25 protein-coding genes are annotated in these 22211 nt (G+C 68.5%); 13 read left to right on the forward strand and 12 right to left on the reverse strand.

All coding sequences use genetic code 11. The annotated features are described in order from the left end of the window. Positions 1-347: 347 nt before the first annotated feature. Entirely contained in the window at positions 348-707 is a 360-nt protein-coding gene (locus U3653_RS11125) for a hypothetical protein (RefSeq protein ID WP_195078544.1), read from the forward strand. Here the strand turns inward: U3653_RS11125 and U3653_RS11130 are convergent. The 3 genes from U3653_RS11130 to U3653_RS11140 all read right to left on the reverse strand — a co-directional run bounded on the left by U3653_RS11130 (position 704) and on the right by U3653_RS11140 (position 2457). Beyond that, a complete protein-coding gene (locus U3653_RS11130) occupies positions 704-1105 on the reverse strand; it encodes a PaaI family thioesterase (RefSeq protein WP_195078906.1) in 402 nt (133 codons plus the stop codon). The two genes, U3653_RS11125 and U3653_RS11130, sit on opposite strands and share 4 nt — an antisense overlap. A 150-nt stretch (positions 1106-1255) precedes the next feature. Next, positions 1256-2005 carry an SDR family oxidoreductase gene (locus U3653_RS11135; protein WP_195078545.1) on the reverse strand — a complete coding sequence of 250 codons (750 nt, stop codon included), beginning with the start codon at positions 2003-2005 and terminating at the stop codon, positions 1256-1258. Between the two features lie 80 nt (positions 2006-2085). Further along, on the reverse strand, positions 2086-2457 hold the full coding sequence (locus U3653_RS11140; RefSeq protein ID WP_195078546.1) for an Rv1352/Rv1906c domain-containing protein: 372 nt from the start codon (positions 2455-2457) through the stop codon (positions 2086-2088). Positions 2458-2884: 427 nt separating this feature from the next. Between U3653_RS11140 and U3653_RS11145 the strand changes: the two genes are divergently transcribed. The 3 genes from U3653_RS11145 to U3653_RS11155 all read left to right on the forward strand — a co-directional run bounded on the left by U3653_RS11145 (position 2885) and on the right by U3653_RS11155 (position 5765). Further along, positions 2885-4258, forward strand: a complete 1374-nt coding sequence (locus U3653_RS11145) for an N-acetylmuramoyl-L-alanine amidase (protein WP_195078547.1) — start codon at positions 2885-2887, stop codon at positions 4256-4258. Positions 4259-4353: 95 nt separating this feature from the next. Beyond that, entirely contained in the window at positions 4354-5388 is a 1035-nt protein-coding gene (locus tag U3653_RS11150) for a CobW family GTP-binding protein (RefSeq protein WP_195078548.1), read from the forward strand. 185 nt (positions 5389-5573) lie between these two features. Further along, positions 5574-5765 carry a hypothetical protein gene (locus U3653_RS11155; protein WP_195078549.1) on the forward strand — a complete coding sequence of 64 codons (192 nt, stop codon included), beginning with the start codon at positions 5574-5576 and terminating at the stop codon, positions 5763-5765. On the opposite strand, the gene U3653_RS11160 is transcribed toward U3653_RS11155, so the two are convergent. The 4 genes from U3653_RS11160 to U3653_RS11175 all read right to left on the reverse strand — a co-directional run bounded on the left by U3653_RS11160 (position 5755) and on the right by U3653_RS11175 (position 9614). Next, on the reverse strand, positions 5755-6768 hold the full coding sequence (locus U3653_RS11160) for an AraC family transcriptional regulator (RefSeq protein WP_195078550.1): 1014 nt from the start codon (positions 6766-6768) through the stop codon (positions 5755-5757). The genes U3653_RS11155 and U3653_RS11160 overlap by 11 nt on opposite strands. Positions 6769-6890: 122 nt before the next feature. After that, positions 6891-7325, reverse strand: a complete 435-nt coding sequence (locus tag U3653_RS11165; RefSeq protein WP_195078551.1) for a molybdenum cofactor biosynthesis protein MoaE — start codon at positions 7323-7325, stop codon at positions 6891-6893. After that, positions 7312-8373, reverse strand: coding sequence for a bifunctional molybdenum cofactor biosynthesis protein MoaC/MoaB (gene moaCB / locus U3653_RS11170; RefSeq protein WP_195078552.1), 1062 nt, complete (start codon positions 8371-8373; stop codon positions 7312-7314). Before moaCB ends, U3653_RS11165 begins: the two co-directional genes overlap by 14 nt. Further along, the gene (locus U3653_RS11175) at positions 8370-9614 is read right to left on the reverse strand and encodes a molybdopterin molybdotransferase MoeA (RefSeq protein WP_195078553.1); all 1245 of its coding nucleotides are present in this window, start codon (positions 9612-9614) and stop codon (positions 8370-8372) included. The genes moaCB and U3653_RS11175 overlap by 4 nt, the downstream gene beginning before the upstream one ends. 162 nt (positions 9615-9776) lie before the next feature. Here U3653_RS11175 and moaA point away from each other — a divergent pair, with 162 nt between their 5' ends. Next, the gene (gene moaA / locus U3653_RS11180; protein ID WP_195078554.1) at positions 9777-10835 is read left to right on the forward strand and encodes a GTP 3',8-cyclase MoaA; all 1059 of its coding nucleotides are present in this window, start codon (positions 9777-9779) and stop codon (positions 10833-10835) included. Next, positions 10828-11070, forward strand: a complete 243-nt coding sequence (locus U3653_RS11185; protein WP_195078555.1) for a MoaD/ThiS family protein — start codon at positions 10828-10830, stop codon at positions 11068-11070. Before moaA ends, U3653_RS11185 begins: the two co-directional genes overlap by 8 nt. A 16-nt stretch (positions 11071-11086) precedes the next feature. Here U3653_RS11185 and nadE read toward each other — a convergent pair whose 3' ends face one another. Together nadE and U3653_RS11195 are read right to left on the reverse strand one after the other, a co-directional pair. After that, entirely contained in the window at positions 11087-11914 is an 828-nt protein-coding gene (gene nadE, locus U3653_RS11190; RefSeq protein ID WP_195078556.1) for an NAD(+) synthase, read from the reverse strand. A 22-nt stretch (positions 11915-11936) separates the two neighbouring features. Further along, complete coding sequence (locus U3653_RS11195) at positions 11937-12542, reverse strand: TetR/AcrR family transcriptional regulator (RefSeq protein ID WP_195078907.1); 606 nt, start codon at positions 12540-12542, stop codon at positions 11937-11939. A gap of 142 nt (positions 12543-12684) precedes the next feature. On the opposite strand from U3653_RS11195, the gene U3653_RS11200 reads away from it, so the two are divergent. The 7 genes from U3653_RS11200 to U3653_RS11230 all read left to right on the forward strand — a co-directional run bounded on the left by U3653_RS11200 (position 12685) and on the right by U3653_RS11230 (position 19679). Further along, complete coding sequence (locus U3653_RS11200; protein WP_067797830.1) at positions 12685-13254, forward strand: NAD(P)H-dependent oxidoreductase; 570 nt, start codon at positions 12685-12687, stop codon at positions 13252-13254. A 382-nt stretch (positions 13255-13636) separates the two neighbouring features. Beyond that, on the forward strand, positions 13637-13870 hold the full coding sequence (locus U3653_RS11205) for a redoxin NrdH (RefSeq protein ID WP_039799742.1): 234 nt from the start codon (positions 13637-13639) through the stop codon (positions 13868-13870). A gap of 67 nt (positions 13871-13937) precedes the next feature. Further along, on the forward strand, positions 13938-14399 hold the full coding sequence (nrdI, locus tag U3653_RS11210) for a class Ib ribonucleoside-diphosphate reductase assembly flavoprotein NrdI (protein WP_195078557.1): 462 nt from the start codon (positions 13938-13940) through the stop codon (positions 14397-14399). A gap of 62 nt (positions 14400-14461) precedes the next feature. Continuing rightward, positions 14462-16543, forward strand: coding sequence for a class 1b ribonucleoside-diphosphate reductase subunit alpha (gene nrdE / locus U3653_RS11215; protein WP_323124229.1), 2082 nt, complete (start codon positions 14462-14464; stop codon positions 16541-16543). 118 nt (positions 16544-16661) lie between these two features. Beyond that, positions 16662-17351 carry an MBL fold metallo-hydrolase gene (locus tag U3653_RS11220; RefSeq protein ID WP_195078908.1) on the forward strand — a complete coding sequence of 230 codons (690 nt, stop codon included), beginning with the start codon at positions 16662-16664 and terminating at the stop codon, positions 17349-17351. Between the two features lie 138 nt (positions 17352-17489). Continuing rightward, positions 17490-18416, forward strand: a complete 927-nt coding sequence (locus U3653_RS11225; RefSeq protein ID WP_323124186.1) for an SAM-dependent methyltransferase — start codon at positions 17490-17492, stop codon at positions 18414-18416. Between the two features lie 126 nt (positions 18417-18542). Next, entirely contained in the window at positions 18543-19679 is a 1137-nt protein-coding gene (locus U3653_RS11230) for an epoxide hydrolase family protein (protein WP_195078559.1), read from the forward strand. A gap of 49 nt (positions 19680-19728) precedes the next feature. Here U3653_RS11230 and U3653_RS11235 read toward each other — a convergent pair whose 3' ends face one another. The 3 genes from U3653_RS11235 to U3653_RS11245 all read right to left on the reverse strand — a co-directional run bounded on the left by U3653_RS11235 (position 19729) and on the right by U3653_RS11245 (position 22044). Then, a complete protein-coding gene (locus U3653_RS11235) occupies positions 19729-20721 on the reverse strand; it encodes an LLM class F420-dependent oxidoreductase (protein WP_195078560.1) in 993 nt (330 codons plus the stop codon). Between the two features lie 175 nt (positions 20722-20896). Then, positions 20897-21022, reverse strand: a complete 126-nt coding sequence (locus U3653_RS11240) for a PIN domain-containing protein (protein ID WP_323124187.1) — start codon at positions 21020-21022, stop codon at positions 20897-20899. Positions 21023-21096: 74 nt separating this feature from the next. Continuing rightward, positions 21097-22044 (reverse strand): TauD/TfdA dioxygenase family protein, encoded by a 948-nt coding sequence (locus U3653_RS11245; protein ID WP_195078561.1) that lies wholly within the window; start codon positions 22042-22044, stop codon positions 21097-21099. Positions 22045-22211 lie beyond the last annotated feature (167 nt).

Raw genomic sequence — 22211 nt, forward strand, 5'->3', positions numbered from 1 at the left:
TCCGCCAAATGTTCTGCGCGCTATCCGAATTCGTCGCGCGCCACGCAGTTGTGACATCGGAGGACATTCCGGCCGGAGTTCTGGAGCCGATGACAATCACCGTCGGCTCGGAGCCGGGCCCGTGATGTCGCGAATTGGACAAATAAGACATCGGCCCGGTGGACACCCCGGTAATCGGCGGCTGCCGATTCTCGATCTGCGCGGTCACGAACACGGGGCAACGTTATCGTTCGCAAGGGACAGTTTCGTGGGTGGGAGGTCGGCCGGATGGCGACATCGATTCCGGGAATCATCGCGTGGCCGGTCATCGGGTTCGTCGCGGCCGTGCCGGCGGGCCGGTGGTTGCTGTGCGCGACACGACCGTCGACCGGCTACTGAATACGCTGTTCGGCTGGGGAGCGCTGAGTCTGCTGCTGTATCGCTGCGACATGACGCCCGGCATCGCGAGCCTGGCCCGCCAGCTCTCGCTCGGCTGCACGGTGATGGCATCGATGTGTCAAGGCATCGTCCGGGTCCGGGCGTTCGACGCGGACCCGGCCGCGGCCCGGCGCGGGCACCGCGCCTGCCGCGTGCTTGCGGCCGGGTCCACCGCCGCGATCCTGCTCGCGGGCGCGCAGGCAAGGCGGACTGCTCGAACTCGCCCGGTGTGGCCCTCGGCCCGCGCGGCGGCGGGCGAGCGCGTCCCCTTGGCGGGCGGCGTCGGTTAGAGCACCGCTTGGGTCTGGGTGACCTTCGCGACGAGCTTGTCCGCGTCGTCCCGGATCACCGTCTCCACCACGATGAACGAGCGTCCGGCGTGCAACGGCGTCGACGACGCGACCGCGTGCCCGGACCGGACGGCGCGCAGGAAGTTCGTCTTCGACTCCACCGTGGTGGTGCCCTGCTTGCCTTCCGGCAGGTTGAGGAACGCGCAGACCGCGCCGGTGGCGTCGGCCAGCGACATCAGCACCCCGCCGTGCAGCGCGCCGCCGAGTGTGCACAGCGATTCGTCCCAGGCCAAGCGGCTGCGCACCAGATCGGGCCCGTGCGCGAGCACCTCGACGCCGAGACGTTCGGTGAACGGCATGGTCTGGTGGAACAGCTTGGTGCCCATCTCATCGATCATGCCGCGATCCTGCCCGCCGCCGGTCGCGGAGTCGATTACCTCGCGGGTAATCGCCGCTCTGCGCCGCTCGGTGGAGATCGGCACGACTTCCGTCACGGAAAGCGTCACTGGTCTGCGCGATTCCGTGCCGGTGACGTCGCTTCCTGCGGTTCAGCTCATCCGCGCGACAAGAGCGTCGGGCAGATGGGGGAGTGCCAGGTCGATCAGCCGCCACGGCCACCCCGGGACGCAGGCCCGGCGCCGCTCCTGCTCGATGGCGGCCACCATCGCCGCGACGCCCTTGTCCAGGGGCGCGACCATGCGCGCGTCGCCCGCCTTGGCCGCCATGTCGGTGGCGATGAAACCCGGCAGCAGGGTGGTCACCGTGATCGGGGAGCGCGCCAATTCGGTGGCCAGTGCCGCGCCGAGCGCGGCGAGTCCCGCCTTGCTCGCCGAATAGGCGGCCTTCTTGCCGGGCAGTCCGCGCACCGCGCTCATCGATGCGACGAGGACCAGGTGTCCCGCCCGCTGCGCGCGGAAGATCTCGAGCGCCGCTTCCGTCTGCGCGAGCGCGCTGACGAAATTCGTGGTGGCCGTCGCGAGATTCGCGTCAGCCCGTCCGCTGCCGATCAGCGCTCCCTTGCCGATCCCGGCGTTGACGATCACCCGGTCCAGGCCACCGAGCTCGTCGCGCAGTTCGCCGAAGACGACCGGCACCGCCGCGTGGTCGTCCACGTCGAGCGCGCGCACCGCGACGGTGATCCCGGGACGAGTCGCCACGAGTTCGTCGCGCAGTGCCGTGAGCGCGTCCAGTCTGCGGGCGCACAGTGCGAGATCGCGGCCCTTGGCGGCGAAATCGCGCGCCATGGCGGCCCCGAGGCCCGCGCTCGCCCCGGTGATCAGGATTCTCTTCCGCGTCATGCGGCCGACCTTAACGGCGCGGCCGGACTTCGTCCGTCGGCAGCCTGCGCATGGCCGGAGCGGAGGTACGCGGTCGCGTCTCAGCCGCCGGACGAGCCGGTCGGTGGTGGGGTGGCCAGCAACCGCCACGGCCCGCAGTTCTCGGTCTTGAACCCGACGTCGGTCGGCTTGATCTGCACCCGGACCGGACCGAGCCGGGTGTAGTTGTTCGCGATGATGTACTGCATGTTCGTGTTGTCCCCCTCGACCTTCCACAGCCTGCGCCAATCGCAGGCGTAGGCGGGGTCGGACGTGCCGGGCGCTTCCCAGAGTCCTGGCGCGATGTCGACGCCGACCAAGTAGACGCCGTCGTGCGAGATGGTGTTCGCGGGTTCGGCCGCCGCCGTCGCCGTGGCGAGCAGGGTGACGGCGCAGCCCATGGCTCCCGCGAGTAGGAGCGCGCTAGCACGCATACCGGTTCTCCTTGACTTGTACTCCCGCCGCGTCGTCGTACGCCCGCCGTCGCGGCCGACTCGGGAGATCCCCGCATCTCCGCGGCAACCAATACCAGAACCGACCGGGTGGTGTGCCCGAATCTGCGATTCCGGCTCGGCCCGCACGGGCCGCGCAATCATCGGGGAAATTCCGGCGATCCCGACCAATCGGGAGGTAGTCGCGGATTTCGGCGTGCCGGTCGAGACGGCTTCGAGCCGCCTGTATTACGCTCTGCTATCTCTGCGCAAATCTCCGAGGTCGATCCGGCCGCCGGACGTCGCGCATGCTGTAACGCTTCGATTACACCTCTTGCTTTGCTGATACATGCGTTGCCAAAGTGACCATTGGGTTTGGTGTTACAAGTGGGAAGGGAGGGGTGCTCCGTTCCGGGGCGCCGACCGCACTATGAAGCCAAGCATCGTCAAAGCCGGTATCTGCACCGCGGTGACGGCCGCGGTAACGGTGACGTTGTCCGGATTGCTTCCGGTCAGCGCGCAGGCGGCGCCGTCGCCGCTGGACATGTCGAAGAAACTCGCGGGCAAGACCGTGTTCCTCGACCCAGGCCACCAGGGGTCGAACCACTCCCAGGACTTGGCCAGACAGGTCAGCGACGGTCGCGGCGGCACCAAGGACTGCCAGACCACCGGCATGACCACCATGAACGGCGTTCCCGAGCACACCATCACCTGGAACGTCGCACAGGTCGTCAAGACGTCGCTGGAAACGCTCGGCGCGCGTGTCGTGCTCAGCCGCCAGGACGACATGAACTGGGGCGGCTGCGTCGACGACCGCGCCCGCGCGGCGAGCCAGTCCGGCGCCGACGTCGCCGTGAGCATCCATGCCGACAGCGCGCCCGCGCAAGATCGCGGGTTCCACCTGATCGTCCCCGAGCTGCCCATCCCGGATCTGATCGTCGATCAGGTCCAGGCGGGCGCGGGACTCGCCGCGTCCAAGGCGGTGCGCGACGCGTATCGCGAGGCGGGATTCCCGCCCGCCAACTACGGCGGCGTGGTGGAAGGTCTGCAGACCCGCAAGGACATCGCCGGGCCCGCGCTCACCACCGTTCCGCTGGTCTTCCTCGAGATGGGCAACGGCGCCAATCCCGAGGACGCGGCGTTGCTGGAGACGCCGGACGGGCAGCTCAAGCACGCGATCGCGCTGACCACCGGCGTGGTCGGATACCTGCTCGGCGCACCGCAGCCCGGCGCGGCGCCGGATCAGCAGGGCGCCCAGGGCTCGTCGTTCGACCATCCCGCGGCCGCGCAGGAAACGCCGCAGGCTCAGACGACAGGAACACCGCAGGCGCAGACGAACCCGTTCGCACCTCAGGCGCAGACGAACCCGTTCGCTCCCCAGGCGCAGACGAACCCGTTCGCTCCCCAGGCGCAGACGAATCCGGCGGTGCCGCAGGCCCAGCCGATTCCCGCGGTGCCGCAGAGTTCCACGACTCCGGGTGCGCCGCAGAGCCCCGCCGCTCCGGCGGTGCCGCAGGCGCAGTCGGCGCCGAGCACCACGACACCGAAGCCGGCGCCGGGCACGGCGACACCGCAGTCGCCTGGCACGTCCGCGGCGCCGAAGTCGCCGGGCACTTCCGCAACGCAGTCGCCGGGCACGCCCAACGCACAGCAGTCACCCGGCGCCTCCGGGGGCAACGCTTCGATCATGGAGTTGCTGATGCCGCTGGCGAAGATGCTCGGCCTGGACGACAACGCCATCACCACGGAACTGATCAATCTCGGCTACAGCCTGGCGGGCATGCTGCTGGGCCCAGCGAAATAGTCCGCACACCGAACCCGCCGGACGCCATCCTCGGCACCACCGAGGGTGGCGTCCGGCTTTTCCCGCGGGTCACACGGCGCACTAGGGTGAGCGGAATGGCTGACCGGATTCCTGTTGTGCTCGTCGCGGGGTTTCTCGGTTCCGGGAAGACCACGCTGCTCAATCACTTGCTGCGGCACAACCGGGGCACCCGGATCGGCGTGGTCGTCAACGACTTCGGGGCGATCAACATCGATTCGATGCTGGTCGCGGGGCAGGTCGATGCCATGGTCTCGCTCGGCAACGGTTGCGTGTGCTGCGCGGTGGACGTCACCGAACTGGACGAGCTGTTCACCCGGCTCACCCAGCCGCGCGCCGGGATCGATGTCATCGTGGTGGAGGCCAGCGGCCTGGCCGAGCCGCGCAACCTCATCCGGATGGTGCTCGGCAGCGACAATCCGCGCCTGCGCTACGGCGGCCTGGTCGAGGTGGTGGACGCCGAACAGTTCCCGGCCAGCAGTGCCCGTCATCCGGAGCTGCGCACGCATGTGCGGTTGGCCGACCTGGTGGTGCTGAACAAGGCCGATCGGGTGACGCCCGGGCAACTCGACCACCTGCGTGCGGATATCGCGTCGCTGGCCGGTTCGGTCCCGGTGTACGCGACCGCGCACGGCCGGATCGATCCGGGGCTGCTGTTCGACCGTCCCCGGCGCGAGCGCCCGCTGGTGGCCGAGCAACTGAGCTTCGACGAACTGCTTCTCGAGCACGATCACGAAGACCACGACGACCACCGTCATCTGCACGACGACTACACCAGCGTCTCCTTCGCCAGCGACCGGGAGCTGGACCCGCGCAAATTGATCGGCTTCCTGGAGGACCCGCCCGCGGGGTTGTTCCGGGCCAAGGGCTTCGCCGCGTTCGGAGTGGCGGGCGAACGCAGGAAATTCGTCCTGCACATGGTCGGCCGCCACATCGTCTTCGAGCCGGGGGGCTGGTCACGCGGTGAGTCGCGGGGAGCGCGAGTGGTGCTCATCGGCGCGGGCCTGCACTCGGACGCGGCCTTGGCCCGGCTTCGCGATACCGTGCACGACGCCGCCGAACCGCTGGACGCGCAAAGCATGCTCGGGGTGTGGCGCTATACGCCGCGCTGAGCGCGCAGATTGGCGCGTTTGGTCGCGACGTGTCGCGTTCGGTGCTGGTGCCAGAACGGTCTTTTCATGAGACTGAATGCGTGGCCGCCGGTGGGCGGGCACCGGGGAGCTTACTGCCGCGTTCGGCGCCGCCCGGCAGCCGATCCGTGACCGACCGAATCGTTCCGCGACCGATGGGAGTTTCCGTGTCAGATTCCATGGAGAGCGCCACCGCGTACGTCATCGAGGTGCTGGAGGCCAAGGGCACCGCCACCCGCGACGACTTCGACGTTCCCGCGATCGTCGCCGAGACCCACGCCATCACCAACAGCTGGGATTTCCGTGCGATCGAGGACGCTACGTTCTGGTCGATCGCCGCGCGTTTCATCAGGCCGTGACGGTCGGCTCCGTGCGCGGGGCGTGGCCGGCCAGCGACCAGCGCCGCGCCGCGCGCCGCATCGACCCCGGGTCGGAGTAGCCGAGGATCTCGGCCTGGCGCGATGGGCTCAGCGGCCCCGCGGCGGTCGCGGCGACCAGCCGCGCACCGCGAGCCCGGTCCAACTCGGCGCGCCAGGTGGTGCCCGCCTCGCGTAACCGCCGCTGGAGCGTGCGCGGGCTGGTGGCCAGCCTGCGCGCCACCCGTTCCAACGACGCGTCGCCGTCGTCCAGGCATTCCGCCAAGGCGGTCGCGACGCGTTCGGGCCATGCGGTGGCCAGCGGCGGCGGAGGCGGAAGCGCGGCGGCCAAGGGCTGCAGGATGCCGGCCAGGACCGGATCGCTCGTGGTCAGCGGCAGATCCATGTCCGAGGCGCGAAAAGTCATGGCGTCCACCGGCGCGTCGAACTCGATCTCGGTGGTGCCGAAAACCTCGATGAAGGCGCCGATCTTGGCGGGCGCCTGCTGGCGCAACGCCACCCGCAGCGGAGCAAGCGGTTCACGCACCACGCGCCGGGCGCGGCTGAGCACCGCGCTCAGCCCCCAGAGCTGGGTGAGATCGCGGCCGCGGCCTTCCCCGTCGATGATGTCGAGATACAAGGTGACTTCGTCGTCGTTCTCCGCGACCAAGTCGAAGCGGTGGTTGGTGGTCACCGCGGTGACGTACGGCCCGCAAGTCGCCAGTCCGGCCCCCAGCGTCGGCGCCGAGGAGAACAGATAGTCGTAGAGGCCGAGGCAGGTCAGCTGGTAGCGGCTCGCCACGTTCAGCGCGACGTCCGGGTCCCCGAGTTCGAGTTCCCCGATCTCCCACAACCGGGAGAACGTCTGGCTGGGCAGGTGCAGGTCCTCGCCCGCCATGGTCCACTCCGGCAATCCCGCTTCCCGCAGCAGCCGGTCGCGGTCGACGCCGGCCGCGGTGAGTTGCGAGATGACGAACCGGTGCAGCAGAACCTGGTCGGTTCCCATCGCGTGCTCCCTTCTGCCACCGCGACCGATCGGCGCGCCGTCGGTCTCCGAGTGAAGCGATACCGCGCGCACACGCTATACCGGCCGTGTTGATTCGTCATGAGATTCATGTCACGGTCGGATCACCCGCAGGCGTTCACCCATTCGGACAGTCCGTCGGCGAACAGCTGGCGCTTCCAGATCGGGACTTCGTGTTTGATCCGGTCCACCAGTTCCGCGCACGCCGCGAACGCCGCGCCGCGATGCGCCGCCGCCACCGCGACGACGATCGCGCGGTCACCGATGCCGAGCGAGCCGACGCGGTGCACGGCCGCGACCGGCACACCGTGTGCGGCGGCGAGTTCCGCGCAGACCTCGCGCAGGAAACGCTCCGCCTGCGGGTGCGCGGAGTATTCCAGGGCCGAGACCGCCTGCCCGCCATCGTGATCGCGGACTTTCCCGGTGAACACCACGACCCCGCCGTAATGTGGTCCCGAGACCGCTTCCTCGACCTCCGCTGGGTCCAGCGGCTGGTCGCTGATCCGGGCGAGCCGGACCGTGGCCTCAGCCGTTGTCATGACTTCCACCTCCGGCGACTTGTGCGAGCAGATGATCCAGCAGCGGCTCCAGCACCGCGATGCCGTCCTTCACGCCACCCGGCGAGCCGGGCAGGTTCACGATCACCGAGCGCCCCGCCAGGCCGGCCACGCCGCGGCTCAGCGCCGCGAGCGGGAACTTCGCGGTGCCGCGCTGCCGGATCGCCTCCGCCACACCGGGTAGTTCGCGATCGAGCAGGGCGAGGGTGGCTTCGGGGGTCGCGTCGGTGGGGGAGGCGCCGGTTCCGCCGGTGCTGATGACGAGGGCGGGTTCGAAGCGCAGCGCGTCGGCCAGGCCGAATTCGATCTCGGCGTCGGCGTAGACCAGCGGGCCCCGCACCGAGAAGCCGAGGCCGGACAGCCAGTCCACGAGCACCGGACCGGTGGTGTCCTCGCGCGTGCCCGCCGCGACCCCGGTCGAGGCGACCAGCACCACGGCCGAGCGTTCCTCCGCGCCGAATTCGGGCTCGGCGTAGCCGGAGGTGTCCTGTTCGTCCCCATCGGCAGCGAAGTCCTCATCGATGACCGGCTCGATCTCCCTCTCGTCGGAGATCGTGTCGTCCGGGCGCTCCCAATGTCCGCGCTTACCGCCTTCTTTGGCGAGCAGGCGCACGCCGGTGAGCACCGCGGCGGGATCCACCGCCTTCACCATGTCGTGCAGGGTGAGCCCCGCCACCGCGACCGCGGTCAGCGCCTCCATCTCGACGCCGGTGGGGCCCTTGGTCTTCGCGGTGGCCTCGATGGTGATGGCGGTTTCGGTGAAACCGAACTCCACCCGCACCGACGACAGCGCCAGCTGATGGCACAGCGGGATCAGTTCGGAGGTCTTCTTCGCCCCCGCGATGCCCGCGATGCGGGCGGTGGACAGCACGTCGGCCTTCGGCATGTCGTCGGCCCGCACCAGCGCGACCACCTCGGCCGTGGTGCGCAACTCGCCTGCCGCGACGGCGATCCGGGTGGTCTCGCTCTTCTCGCTCACGTCCACCATGCGGGCGCGGCCTTCGTGGTCGACATGGGACAGCTCGCTCATAAGGACCACACTCGCACAAGCGCCCCCGCGGGCAGCGCGGTGACCTCGGCGGGCACGTCGATCAGCACGTCGGCGTTCGCCATGGCCGCCACGAGATGCGAGCCGGGACCCGACACCACCTCGACCGCCCGCGGGCGTCCGTGCGCGGACAACCCGTCCGGATGCTCGCGGATCAGCTTGCCCCGGAGGAACTGACGCTTGCCCTCCGGCGAGCGCGCCACGGCGTCGACCAAGGGAAGTTCGTAGGCGTCCACCTCGGGAAGACCGGCCAGACGCCGCAGGATCGGGCGGGCGAACACCTCGAACGACACCATCGTGCTGACCGGGTTGCCGGGGAAACTGAGCACCGGCACCCCGTCGACGACGGTCAGCCCCTGCGGGCCGCCCGGTTGCATCGCGACCGAGCCGAACCGCCCGCCCAACGGCTCGAGCACGTCCTTGACCACCTCGAAGTCGCCCTTCGACACACCACCGGAGGTGAACACCACATCGGCACGCTCCAGCGCGGCCGACAGCAACGCGCGGAAACGCGCCGGATCGTCGCTGCTGTGCGCCACGGAGACGACCTCGACGCCGTTCGCCGCGAGCGCCGCGGCGAGCGCGACGCCGTTGGAGTTGTAGATCTGGCCGGGACGCAGCGGCTTTCCGGCCGCGACCAGTTCGTCGCCGGTGGTGATCACCGCGCCGCGCACCGGACGGAAGACCGCCACCTGCGACAGTCCCACCGCGGCCAGGGCGGCGACATGGCGGGGAGCGAGCGTGGTGCCCGCCCGTGCCAGCAGGTCGCCGGTGCGGACGTCGGTGCCCGGTTCCCGCACGAATTCCCCCGCGCCGCGGGCGCGTTCGATGGTCACCATGCCGTCGCCCGCGCTGGTGTCCTCCACCGGCACCACGCAGTCCGCGCCCGGCGGGATCGGCGCGCCGGTCATCACCTTCATCGCCGCGCCCTGCGGCAGCGGCGCCCGGCCGGCGGCGCCCGCGGCGACGACGCCGGCCAACGGCAGGGTGACCGGAGCGACGAGCACCGATTCGGCGCGCACCGCGTACCCGTCCATCGCGGAGTTGCGGAACACCGGCAGCTCGATCGGCGAGCGCACGTCTTCGGCCAGCTGCCTGCCCAGCGCCCGCGCGACCTCGACGGACTCGACCGCGCGCGCGGCCAGCGGCCGCAGCAGCTGTTCGATGCTGTCGCGGTAGTCGTCGACGGGCCTGGCCGAGACGCCGGCGGGCCGAGGGTTCATGGGAGTCAGCCTAACGCCCGATCCGGGCGGTTTTCCGCCTCCGCCGCCACGCCGCGGTCATCCGGCGCCGGGCGAGCCCTCACCGCCGATCCGCGGCCGCGGTGAGCCGGAGTCGAGCATTCCGCCCACAGACGAATCGGGACAGGCGGTCATAATGGACGTGTGACTCTGGTCGAGATCGGGATTCCCACGGTGCGTTCCGGGCGTCCCTCGCTCGCCGGCCGTCCCGACACCCCCTACTTGCTGGATCGTTTCGGACGCGTCGCCCGCGACCTCCGGGTGTCCATCACCGAGAAGTGTTCGCTGCGCTGCACCTATTGCATGCCGGAGGAGGGGCTGCCGGAGATTCCCCGGCACGAGCTGCTCACGGTGGACGAGATCGTCCGGTTGGTGCGCCTGGCGGTGCGCGAGCTGGGGGTGCGCGAGGTCCGTTTCACCGGCGGTGAGCCGCTGATGCGCCGCGACCTGGAACAGATCATCGCGGGCTGTCACGCCGAGGTGCCGGACATCCCGCTGGCCATGACGACCAATGGCATCGGGCTCGAGCACCGCGCCCTCGGGCTCGCCGCCGCCGGCCTGCACCGGGTGAACGTCTCGCTGGACACCGTCGACCGGGCCGGTTTCGCCCGGCTGACCCGTCGTGACCGCCTGGAGTCGGTGTTCGCGGGCATCCGCGCCGCTCGTGCCGCCGGACTGGCCCCGATCAAGGTCAATGCCGTCTTGATGCGCGAAACTCTCTCCGGAGCGCCCGATCTGCTGCGCTGGTGTCTGGACGAGAGCTGTGAGCTGCGCTTCATCGAGGAGATGCCGTTGGACGCCGACCACGAGTGGGCCCGCGCCAACATGGTCACCGCCGCGGAACTGCTCGGCGTGCTCGGCACGCGGTTCTCCCTCGCCGAGGTCGGCCGCCCCGACCCGTCGGCCCCCGCGGAGAAGTGGCTGGTCGACGGCGGCCCCGGCACCGTCGGCATCATCGCCACGGTGACCAGGAAGTTCTGCGACACCTGCGATCGCACCCGGCTCACCGCGGACGGCATGCTGCGCTCCTGCCTGTTCAGCGACCAGGAATTCGACCTGCGCCAGGCGCTGCGCTCCGGCGCGGGCGACGACGAGGTCGCGACCCTGTGGCGCGGTGCGATGTGGAACAAGTGGGCAGGTCACGGCATCGACGCCGAGGGCTTCGTCCCCCCGGAGCGGACGATGGGAGCCATCGGTGGTTGAGATCCGCTATTTCGCCGCGATCGCCGACGCCGTCGGCAAGGACGGCGAGACTCTCGATCTCCCGGCCGGAGCGACGGTCGCCGACCTGCGCGCCGCCCTCGCGGCGACCTACGGCCCCGACCTGGACAAGATGTTGTCGGTGTGCGCCTACCTGGTCGGCGACGAGCTCACCCGCGACCCCGCGGTCGCGCTGAGCCCGCGCGTCGACGTCCTGCCACCCTTCGCGGGCGGATAGGCCGCGCGCCGAGGCGCTAGCGCCACCAGGTGTCCAGCGGCGACACCGGGACGGTGCGCTTGTGCCGGGTGTTGCGGAAGATGCTCTCCAGCCGTTCGGCGACCTCGGGGGTCACCTCCTTGCCCTCCAGGTAGTCGTCGATCTCGCTGTAGCGAAGACCGAGCGCTTCCTCGTCGGGCAGCGCGGGCCGGTCGTCCTCCAGATCGGCGGTGGGCACCTTGGACCAGATGCTGGGGGGCGCGCCGAGTTCCTGGAGCAGGGCGGCGCCCTGGCGCTTGGTCAGGCCGGTGAGCGGAGTCAGATCGACGCCGCCGTCGCCGTACTTGGTGAAGAATCCGGTGACCGCCTCGGCCGCGTGGTCGGTGCCGACCACGAGCAGGTTCTCCTGCCCGGCCAGCGCGTACTGGATCACCATGCGTTCGCGCGCTTTGATGTTGCCGCGCACGAAGTCACGCAGCTGGTAGTCGGTGCCCAATGCCGCCGCCGTCTCCGCGGCCGCGGCGTTCACGCTGGGCCGGACGTTCACCACGATCTGCCGGTCGGGCCGGATGAAGGTCAGCGCGGTCAGCGCGTCGGCCTCGTCGGCCTGCACGCCGTAGGGCAGCCGGACGGCGAGGAAGGTCGCGTCCCCGCCGTCCGCGCGCAGTTCCTCGGCCGCGAGCTGGCACAACCGGCCTGCGAGCGCGCTGTCCTGCCCGCCGCTGATCCCGAGCACGAAACCTCGTGCGGGCGTGGCGTTCAGATAGTCCTTGAGGAAATCGACCCGGCGGCGGATCTCGTCCTTCGGTTCGATCGTGGGCCGGACACCCAATTCGCTGATGATCTGTTCGCGCAGGTTCCCCATGGCGCCCGAGTCTACTGATGACTCAGCGGGCGACAACGCGCCGAACGACGCGCTCCCAGTTGTCCCCGATCTGCTCGCGGGTATAGCCGAGCACCTGCATCTGGTGCATGACCAGCGCCGCGCCCAGCATCGCCAGCAGCCAGTCGGCCACCAGAGCGACCTCGCCGGGCATCTCGGCCTCCCGCAACAGCATCGCGACGTGCGCGCGCAGCAACCCGTAGGGCGCACCGGAATAGCGGTCACCGGCCTCGCCGAGTTCGGCGGCGCGGTGCAGTTCGCCTTCCACCTCGATGTCGAGAAGTCTGGCCCGCCCGAAGGCGATCAGCCGTTCCACCGGAGGCGCCCCGGGGCCGAGCGGAGGCGGCCCGAAGATGAACGCCTCCTGGTACTTCCGCTCCGAGTGGTCCAGCAGCGCGAGCATCAGGCCGGATCTGCTGCCGAACCGCCGGAACACCGTGCCCTTGCCGACCCCGGCGCGTTTGGCCAGGGCGTCCATGGTGAGGCTGTCGACACCGTGCTCGCGCACCAGCTGCTGCGCCGCGTCCAGCAGGAGCCTGCGGTTGCGTGCCGCGTCGGCGCGTTCGGCGGGTTCCGCGGTGCCGGGCAACGGCGCGCCGACGTCGAGCAGCCGGGGCGCGCCGTCGGGGGACACGTCCGGTGTGGGGTAGTTCACAGCGCTCACGCAGACTCCGCGGGAAGTAATCGGACCACGGTCCGGTTAGTGTGTGGTGAACGTACGGACACCACCCATCAGTACACCAGGAGTCGTCATGAGCCAGACCCGCATTCTCGCACTCGTCGGCAGCCTGCGCGCCGCCTCGGTCAACCGGCGGATCGCCGAGGCCGCGGCGCACACCGCGCCGGAGGGGGTCGAGGTCACCCTCTACGAAGGGCTCGCCGACATCCCGTTCTACAACGAGGACATCGACGTCCCCGGCTCCGTTCCCGCGGCCGCCCAGGCGCTGCGCGACGCGGTCGCCGAGGCCGACGGCCTGCTGGTGGTGACCCCGGAGTACAACGGCACGCTCTCGGCGGTGCTGAAGAACGCGATCGACTGGGCCTCGCGCCCGTACGGCGCCGGCGCCATCAAGGGCAAGCCCGCCGCCGTGGTGAGCGCGTCGATCAGCCCGAACGCCGCGCAGTGGGCGCACGGCGACGCGGTGAAGGCGCTCGGCGTGGCGGGCGCGCGGGTGGTCGAGTCCGCGCACCTGCACTTCGGGGTCATCGGCGAGCGGTTCGCCGCCACGCATCCGCGCGACGACGCCGAGGCGCTGACCCAACTGGCCGGCACGGTGCGCGATCTGGTGGAGGCCACGCGCGGCGAATTGGCGTCGGTGTAAGCTCCTCCTCCGGTCTGAACGAGGGCCACCGCCGCGGGGCGCGGCGGTGGCCCTCTTCGTTGTCCCGGCGGTTTGCTGGAAGTAAGCTGACGCGCCGAAAAGTGATCTGCGCCACTGTTTGGTTCGGCGACGAATCGAGCGTGCTGGTACTTCTCTGCGTGGAATTTCATCAATGTGACTCGCTACATGTCGTGTTGTAGGAATCTGTCGGCCACTAGGTGTAGTGTCTTCGGTACTGGAAGACGGCCGGGAACCTCGCTCCGCACAGGCGGCTGATCAGGGGATTCCGGCCCGGATCCAGGAGTTTGCGCAGCATACGTCGGATCGTGCATTGCATACGGATCACAGGCTGTGGATCAGGCACAAGGAGAGAGGGATAGCAATGACCGTCACCGTGTACACCAAGCCCGCTTGCGTCCAGTGCAACGCCACCTACAAGGCCCTCGACAAGGCCGGGGTGGACTACGAGGTCATCGACATCTCGGAGAACGACGAGGCGCGTGACTACGTCATGGCACTCGGGTACCTGCAGGCGCCGGTCGTGGTGGCCGGAGACGATCACTGGTCGGGCTTCCGGCCCGACCGGATCAAGTCGCTCGCGACCGTGGCGGCCTGACGCTTCCACCGCATCCGGTTCATCCGAGGGACGAGCGCCGCGGCGCTCCTGGGAAGGGAAGGCCACCATGTCGGAGACGACGGCGCTGGTCTACTTCTCCAGCGCTTCGGAGAACACGCATCGCTTCGTCGAGAAGCTGGGTCTCCCGGCGACTCGCATACCACTGCACACCGCCGACTCACTGCGCGTAGACCGTCCGTACGTTCTGATCGTCCCCACCTATGGGGGCGGTCGGCACGTCCTGGGGGGCGCTCGTTCCGACAAGGACTTCGTGCCCAGGCAGGTCGCCAAGTTCCTCAACGATCCGCACAACCGCGCGTTGCTGCGCGGGGTGATCGCGGCGGGCAACACGAACTTCGGCGACACCTTCTGCTATGCGGGCGAACTCATCGCGCGCAAGTGCGGGGTGCCGTACCTGTACCGCTTCGAACTCATGGGAACCGCTGAGGACGTCGAACGCGTCCGAGAGGGATTGGGATTGTTTTGGCAACAGCAACGACAGCACCGGCCGGAAAGACAGCTCGCTTAGAGCAGCCCCCGGTGCGCGGCGGCGACGCGGGCGAGGTCCTCGACTACCACGCCCTCAACGCGATGCTGAACCTGTACGGTCCGAACGGGGAGATCCAGTTCGACAAGGACCGCGAGGCCGCCCACCAGTACTTCTTGCAGCACGTCAATCAGAACACCGTCTTCTTCCACAACCTGGACGAGAAGCTGGACTACCTGATCGACGAGAACTACTACGAGGCCGAAGTCCTGGAGCAGTACAGCCGCGAGTTCATCAAGAAGCTGTTCCAGCAGGCCTACGCCAAGAAGTTCCGGTTCCCCACCTTCCTCGGCGCGTTCAAGTACTACACCTCGTACACGCTGAAGACCTTCGACGGCAAGCGTTACCTGGAGCGGTTCGAGGACCGGGTGTGCATGGTCGCGCTCACGCTCGCCGCCGGTGACGAGGCGCTGGCGAGCAAGCTGGTCGACGAGATCATCGACGGCCGTTTCCAGCCGGCCACCCCGACCTTCCTGAACTCGGGCAAGAAGCAGCGCGGCGAGCCGGTGTCATGTTTCCTCCTTCGCATCGAGGACAACATGGAGTCGATCGGGCGCTCGATCAACTCCGCGCTGCAGCTGTCCAAGCGCGGCGGCGGGGTCGCCCTGTTGCTGAGCAACATCCGGGAGCACGGTGCGCCGATCAAGAAGATCGAGAACCAGAGCTCGGGCGTCATCCCGATCATGAAGCTGCTCGAGGACTCGTTCTCCTACGCCAACCAGCTCGGCGCGCGCCAAGGCGCGGGCGCGGTCTACCTGCACGCGCACCACCCGGACATCTACCGGTTCCTGGACACCAAGCGGGAGAACGCGGACGAGAAGATTCGGATCAAGACGCTCTCGCTGGGCGTGGTCATCCCGGACATCACCTTCGAGCTGGCCAAGAAGAACGAGGACATGTACCTGTTCTCGCCCTACGACGTGGAGCGCATCTACGGCAAGCCGTTCGCCGACATCGACGTCACCGAGAAGTACTACGAGATGGTCGACGACAAGCGCATCCGCAAGTCGAAGATCAAGGCGCGCGAGTTCTTCCAGACCATCGCCGAGCTGCAGTTCGAGTCGGGCTACCCGTACATCATGTTCGAGGACACGGTGAACCGGGCCAACCCGATCGCGGGCAAGATCACCCACTCCAACCTGTGCTCGGAGATCCTCCAGGTCTCCACGCCCTCGGAGTTCAACGACGACCTGTCCTACGCCAAGGTGGGCAAGGACATCTCCTGCAACCTCGGCTCGCTGAACATCGCCAAGACGATGGACTCGCCCGATTTCGCGCAGACCATCGAGGTGGCCATCCGGGCGCTGACGGCGGTGTCGGACCAGACCCACATCTACTCGGTGCCGTCCATCGAGCAGGGCAACAACTCTTCGCACGCCATCGGCCTCGGGCAGATGAACCTGCACGGCTACCTGGCGCGGGAACGGATACGCTACGGGTCCGACGAGGGCATCGACTTCACCAACATCTACTTCTACACCGTGGTCTACCACGCGCTCCGGGCCTCGAACCGGATCGCGATCGAGCGCGGCACGTACTTCGGCGGCTTCCCGGAGTCGAAGTACGCCAGCGGCGAGTACTTCGACAAGTACACCGATCAGGTGTGGGAGCCGAAGACCGATCGCGTCCGGCAGTTGTTCGCCGACGCGGGCGTGCACATCCCGACCCAGGACGACTGGCGTGAGCTGAAGGCCTCGGTCATGGAGCACGGGATCTACAACCAGAACCTGCAGGCGGTGCCGCCGACCGGGTCGATCTCCTACATCAATCACTCCACCAGCTCCATCCACCCGGTGGCGTCGAAGATCGAGATCCGCAAGGAAGGCAAGATCGGGCGCGTCTACTACCCGGCGCCCTACATGACCAACGACAACCTCGAGTACTACGAGGACGCTTACGAGATCGGCTACGAGAAGATCATCGACACCTACGCCGCGGCCACCCAGCACGTGGATCAGGGCCTGTCGCTGACGCTGTTCTTCAAGGACTCGGCCACCACCCGCGATCTCAACCGCGCTCAGATCTACGCCTGGCGCAAGGGCATCAAGACCCTCTACTACATCCGGCTGCGCCAGATGGCACTGGAGGGAACCGAAGTCGAGGGTTGCGTCTCCTGCATGCTGTAGTTCGACAGCGAAGACGGTGACGCGTCCCGTGCCGCGGGAAGCGTCACCGTCTTCTGCTGCCCAGAGCAGATCGAGTAGGCACGACGGGCTCGTTCTGGCTAGGTTCGCCGGTGTGGAGATGGTATCTGTCCTGCCGCAGCTGGTGGCGTTGCGGTTTTCCGAGGTGAACGACCTCAATGTCTACGTGTGGAACGATGACGCCGAGGTCACGCTGATCGACAGCGGCCTGCCGGGAAGCGCGGCGGACATCGAAAGTGGGCTGCGCGCACTGGGTTTCGGCACCGGCCAGGTGCGGCGGGTGATACTCACCCATGCCCACGACGATCACATCGGCTCAGCCGCCGACTTCGCCGAGTGGGGAGCCGAGATCTGGGCCCATCATGCCGACGCCGATGTCGTGCGCGGCGAACGTCCTCAGCCGGCTCCGGTGCTGCGCGACTGGGAACGCCCGATCGCCGACGCGCTGGAACCGGGGCCACGTCCCCGCCCTGCCCCGGTCCACCGCGAGCTGAGCGGCGGCGACGTACTCGACTTCGGCGGCGGCGCTGAAGTGATCGCTGTCCCCGGTCATACCGAAGGCAGTCTGGCGTTGCATCTGCCGCGTCACCGGGTGCTGTTCTCCGGTGATACCTTGGCCAACGTTCGTGGGGTCACCATGCCCGGTGTGTTCAATGTGGACAGTGCCGCCGTCGACGCGGCTGCCCACAGGCTGACCGAACTCGATGTCGACGTCGTCTGCGTCGGCCACGGTGATGTGCTGCGGGACCAGGCTCTGCGCGCGTGGCGGATCCGGCAGCCGGGACGCTGACGCTGATCACGGCACGGCGGTGAAAGCGCGTGCCCATGTGTCGGCGCCTTCGGTGTTGTGGGGCGACAGCCGACATCGGCTGCCGGGTTCGACCCGCGCCCGTCGACAGGTACAGCGGGTTCGCGGTACAGCCGACGGGTGGGCAACCGGCACAACCGGGTGCCGCCGTCAACGTGCGGTGAGTCGTTCGCGTCTGGAATATGCTGGGCCGGAAGCGATCCGGTAGTGATGGGAACGATGATGACCGATCTCGGCGGCAACGGGAAGCCGCTCAGGCCGATTCACGACGCGAGCGTGCCGAGCAGCGCTCGAATATACGACTACGTCCTCGGCGGGAAAGATCACTATCAGGTGGATCGGGACGCGGCCGAGAAAGTGATCGCGGCGTTTCCCACCAGCAGGGTCGCGGCCCGGCAGAACCGGCAGTTCATGCACCGCGCGGTGAACGCGCTCACCGAGCTGGGCGTGACGCAGTTCCTCGACATCGGCACCGGTATTCCCACCGAACCGAACCTGCACCAGGTGGCGCAGGCGCCGACGCCAGAAGCGCGGGTGGTCTACGTGGACAACGACCCGATCGTGTTGTCCCATGCCCGCGCCCTGCTCACCGGCACCCCGGAGGGGCGCACCGCCTACGTCGACGCCGACCTGAAGGACCCGAAAGCGATCCTGTCCGCGTCCGAACTCCTCGAGACCCTGGATCTGGAGCGTCCCGTGGCGCTGAGCTTGGTCGCCGTGCTGCATTTCCTCAGCGACGAGGACGATCCCTACGGAATCGTCGAGACGTTGATGGATGCACTCGCGCCGGGGTCGTTCCTGGTGGTCTCGCACATCACCGCCGACCTCGAACCCGAGATGATGACCGAGGCGCTCGAGGTGTATCGGCAGAGCGGTGTCTATGCCCAGACGCGCACACGCGACGAGTTCGCCCGGTTCTTCACCGGGTTGGAACTACTGGACCCCGGAATCGTCGTCACCAACCAATGGCGACCGCAGGGCGAGTCGCCGTCGTGGCTCGACTCGCAAGTGAACTGCTGGAGCGCGGTCGGCCGCAAGCTGGGTTGATCCGCCGGCCGCGTCGGGCCGAGGGTATGTCGATCCGAGCGTGTGCGGCTTCAGCAATTGAAACGGAATGATCCGTTCTGATACTCTGAATCAGAACGAAGCATTCCGTTTCCAGAGGAGATCGCCATGAGCACCATCGAGCCCTTCCAGGTCGACATCCCGCAGGCCCAGCTCGACGATCTGGCCGATCGTCTGCGCCGCTGCATGTGGCCGGGCGAATTGCCCGGCGTGGGCGACTCCTACGGGGTGCAGGAGGACCGGGTGCGCGGCCTGGCGCAGTACTGGCTGGAGACCTTCGACTGGCGGGCGCTCGAGGCGAAGCTGAACGCCTACCCGCAGTTCACCACCGAGATAGAGGGGGAGAACATCTACTTTCTGCACATCCGGTCAGCTCGCGCGGACGCGCTGCCGGTGGTCCTCACTCACGGCTGGCCGGGCTCGGTGCTCGAGTTCCTCGACGTCATCGAGTCGCTGACCGCGCCGGAGTCTGCTGAGGATCCCGCCTTCCACCTGGTGATCCCGGCGCTGCCCGGCATGGGCTTCTCCGGCCCGACGCACAGCGCCGGCTGGACCATGCGGCGTGTCGCCAAGGCCTGGATCGAGCTGATGGATCGGCTCGGTTACCAGCGCTTCGGTGCGATCGGCAACGACGGCGGCTCGATGGTCTCCCCGGAGATCGGCCGCCTCGCGCCGGACCGGGTAGTCGGTGTCCATGTGACCCAGCTGTTCTCGTTTCCGTCCGGCGATCCGGCCGAGTTCATCGACCTATCGGCCGAGGATCTGGCGGCGCTCGAGCACCTGAAATGGTTCCAGGACAACAAGATGGCCTTCAACATCCTGTGCAGCCAGCAGCCGCAGACGCTGGCCTACGCGCTCTCCGATTCGCCGATCGGCCTGCTGGGTTGGAACGCGCAGCTTTTCGGTGCGAGTCTGGACGCCGATTTCATCATCGGCAACGTCGCCCTCTACTGGCTGACCGGCACTGCGGCCTCCTCGGTCCGGTACTACTACGAGGAGGCGCACAGCACCGACCGCCCGACCGGCCCGACCACGACCCCCACCGCACTCGCCATGTTCAAGGGCGATTTCCAGTCGATCCGCCGGTTCGCCGAGCGTGACCACAGCAACATCGTCAGCTGGAACTCCTACGATGCGGGCTCGGTGATCGGCGGTCCGAATGATGCCGCAGGCCACTTCGCCGCGCACGAGGCGCCCGAACTGCTCGTCGGCGACATCCGGCGGTTTTTCGCCGAAGTGGCCTGAAGTCCGGCCGCGCCGGGCAGGTGAGCCGAAGGCGCCCTGCCCAAGGTGATCAACTCAGGGCCGGGAGCACTTCGCGTTCGAAGAGTTCGATGCCGGAGGTGTCGTAGGCGGATTCGGGGAAGTTGAAGATGGCGTAGCCGAGGCCGAGGTCGCGGACGCGCAGCAGGTTCTCGGTGATCTGTTCGGGGGTGCCGGTGGTGGCGCCGCTGCTGTACAGCTGCTCGAAGTAGGACTCGGTCGCCTCGGGGCCGATGACGGGGGTCAGGCGAGCTTTCAGCGCCGCGATGCGGTCCTCGACTTCGGCCTCGGTGGCGCCGATGACGACGTTGAAGTTGGAACTGCGGACGATCGCGTCGAAGTCGGTGCCGACGTCGGCGCAGTGCGCGCGCAGCACTTCGGACTTGTGGGTGAACTCGTCGGGATTGCCGCTGAAGTTGGTGTACTGGGCGTACTCGGCCGCGATGCGCAGCGTCTTCTTCTCGCCGCCGCCCGCGATCCACAGCGGGATCCCGTTCCGCTGCAAGGGGAGCGGGCGCACGATGGCGCCGTCCACCTGGTAGTACCTGCCGTCGAGCGTGGCCGAACCCGTGGTCCACGCCTGCCGGAGGATCTGCACGCCTTCGTCGAGGCGGCCCAGCCGTTCGCCCGCGGAGGGGAAGCCGTAGCCGTAGGCGCGCCATTCGTGTTCGTACCAGCCACCGCCGATGCCCATCTCGACGCGTCCGCCGGAGATCAGGTCGACCGTCGCGGCCACCTTCGCCAGGTAGGCCGGGTTGCGGTAGCTGATCGCGGTACACATCTGGCCGAGGCGCACGCGCGAGGTGGTCGCGGCGAACGCCGACATCAGGGTCCACGCTTCGTGCGTGGCCTCATCGGTGGGCACCGGGACGGTGTGGAAGTGGTCGTACACCCACAGCGACTCCCACGCCGGGTTGGCGTCGGCGCGCTGGGCGAGGTCTCGCATCACCCTCCACTGGTCGGCGGGGTCGATACCCACCAGATCGAGCCGCCAGCCCTGCGGGATGAAGATGCCGAAGCGCACGAATATCTCCTTCGTGTGTACCCGAACCGCCGCGGCGAGCGCCGCGGCTTCCGTACCTCACTGTTACCAGTCCACCGCGGTCTGGCAACCGTTCGGCGCTCGGCGCACCGAATTCCGCGCCCGCCGCCGACCGCGAATGATGCCCGACCGGCCAGGAGGCGTTCGTGCCCGACGCTCAGCGGGGGACGCGGTCGGTCGGCACTTCGGGGCGTGTCACGGCGACCACGGTCAATAGGTGGTCCAATCCTCGGAACTCGTCCGGGTTCGTCGTGAACAGCGGCAGCGCTTCGGCGATCGCCACGGCGGCGATCATCCGGTGACAGCGCGGAATCGGCCGGGAGCGTGTGCGCCCGGCCGATTCCGCGTGATCGGTGACTACGCGCCGGTGAACCTTGCTCCGGCCACGGACTTCGACGGCTGGCCGTCGACGCCGACCGGGATGTCGCCCTCGAGGGTGGTGCGGTACAGCACCCGGGTGACATCGAGATGGTCCAGATCGCTCGGGGCGAGGTGCGCGGTGACCCGGTTGTCCCAGAACGCGAGGCTGCCCTTCTGCCAGCGGAAGCGGACCGTGTAGGCGGGATTGGTGACCTCGTCGAACAGCAGCTTCAACACCGCGTCGCTCTGGTTCGGGGTGAGCCCGACGATCCGGGTGGTGAAGCCGGGATTCACGAACAGCGCCCGCTCGCCGGTCACCGGGTGCACCCGGACCACCGGATGCTCGGTGATCAGCGGCGTGGCCGCGACCTTCTTCGCGTAGTCGCTCTCGGCGTCCCATGCGGGCCTGCTGCCGCCGAAGCGGTGCTCGGCACGCAGCCCTTCGACGAATCGCTCGAGCGACTCCGGCAGGTTCTCGTAGGCGGCCACGAGGTTGGTCCAGCCGGTGTCGCCGCCGCGCTCCGGGGCGATCTCGGCGCGCAGGATGGAGGCCGCGGGCGGGTTGATCAGCGCGGAGACATCGGTGTGCCAGTGGTTGGTGTAGCTGTGCTTGCGCACGCCGAACCGCTTCTCGTACAGCCTGCTGTCGACCGCGAGGATCTCGGGGTACTCCGTCGGCGCGTCGTCGTCGTAGGGGTGCGACGGCGTGACCGCGCCGAAGCGCCGGGAGAAGGCGATCTGCTGCGCGTGATCGATGTGCTGATCGCGGAAGAACAGCACCTTGTAGGTGTGCAGGGCGTCGGTGATGGCCGCGACCTGCTGGTCGGTCAGCGGCTCGCGCAGATCGACGCCGGAGATCTCGGCGCCGATGTGACCGGCGACGGGAGCGACGTGCACCGCGTCGTCGGTGGCGGTCGGGATGGGGGTTTCGTGTACTGCGGTCATCGGGAGAACTCTTTTCGAACTAGCGGATCGGGCCGGCGTCAACCGGAGATGCGGGGTCTGCGGCAAGGCGACAAGCACTGCCGCAGACGCGCATGAAGTCGACGACGCGACGTCTGGTCAGCGCCTGCACGACGGCTGCCTTCCTGGCGCGACGCGGGCGGCCACGG

Source organism: Nocardia implantans, assembly GCF_035544775.1.
Taxonomy (GTDB): domain Bacteria; phylum Actinomycetota; class Actinomycetes; order Mycobacteriales; family Mycobacteriaceae; genus Nocardia; species Nocardia implantans.

What these genes read in the sequence shown, in the direction of transcription:
- U3653_RS11150 (WP_195078548.1), top strand. Translation starts at nt 4,354, where the DNA reads ATGGCTGACCGGATTCCTGTTGTGCTCGTCGCGGGGTTTCTCGGTTCC.
- moaCB (WP_195078552.1), bottom strand. Translation starts at nt 8,373, where the DNA reads ATGAGCGAGCTGTCCCATGTCGACCACGAAGGCCGCGCCCGCATGGTG.
- U3653_RS11220 (WP_195078908.1), top strand. Translation starts at nt 16,662, where the DNA reads ATGGTATCTGTCCTGCCGCAGCTGGTGGCGTTGCGGTTTTCCGAGGTG.
- U3653_RS11205 (WP_039799742.1), top strand. Translation starts at nt 13,637, where the DNA reads ATGACCGTCACCGTGTACACCAAGCCCGCTTGCGTCCAGTGCAACGCC.
- U3653_RS11165 (WP_195078551.1), bottom strand. Translation starts at nt 7,325, where the DNA reads ATGACAACGGCTGAGGCCACGGTCCGGCTCGCCCGGATCAGCGACCAG.
- U3653_RS11130 (WP_195078906.1), bottom strand. Translation starts at nt 1,105, where the DNA reads ATGATCGATGAGATGGGCACCAAGCTGTTCCACCAGACCATGCCGTTC.
- nadE (WP_195078556.1), bottom strand. Translation starts at nt 11,914, where the DNA reads ATGGGGAACCTGCGCGAACAGATCATCAGCGAATTGGGTGTCCGGCCC.
- U3653_RS11245 (WP_195078561.1), bottom strand. Translation starts at nt 22,044, where the DNA reads ATGACCGCAGTACACGAAACCCCCATCCCGACCGCCACCGACGACGCG.
- U3653_RS11140 (WP_195078546.1), bottom strand. Translation starts at nt 2,457, where the DNA reads ATGCGTGCTAGCGCGCTCCTACTCGCGGGAGCCATGGGCTGCGCCGTC.
- nrdI (WP_195078557.1), top strand. Translation starts at nt 13,938, where the DNA reads ATGTCGGAGACGACGGCGCTGGTCTACTTCTCCAGCGCTTCGGAGAAC.
- U3653_RS11230 (WP_195078559.1), top strand. Translation starts at nt 18,543, where the DNA reads ATGAGCACCATCGAGCCCTTCCAGGTCGACATCCCGCAGGCCCAGCTC.
- U3653_RS11145 (WP_195078547.1), top strand. Translation starts at nt 2,885, where the DNA reads ATGAAGCCAAGCATCGTCAAAGCCGGTATCTGCACCGCGGTGACGGCC.
- U3653_RS11135 (WP_195078545.1), bottom strand. Translation starts at nt 2,005, where the DNA reads ATGACGCGGAAGAGAATCCTGATCACCGGGGCGAGCGCGGGCCTCGGG.
- U3653_RS11200 (WP_067797830.1), top strand. Translation starts at nt 12,685, where the DNA reads ATGAGCCAGACCCGCATTCTCGCACTCGTCGGCAGCCTGCGCGCCGCC.
- U3653_RS11175 (WP_195078553.1), bottom strand. Translation starts at nt 9,614, where the DNA reads ATGAACCCTCGGCCCGCCGGCGTCTCGGCCAGGCCCGTCGACGACTAC.
- nrdE (WP_323124229.1), top strand. Translation starts at nt 14,462, where the DNA reads ATGCTGAACCTGTACGGTCCGAACGGGGAGATCCAGTTCGACAAGGAC.
- U3653_RS11160 (WP_195078550.1), bottom strand. Translation starts at nt 6,768, where the DNA reads ATGGGAACCGACCAGGTTCTGCTGCACCGGTTCGTCATCTCGCAACTC.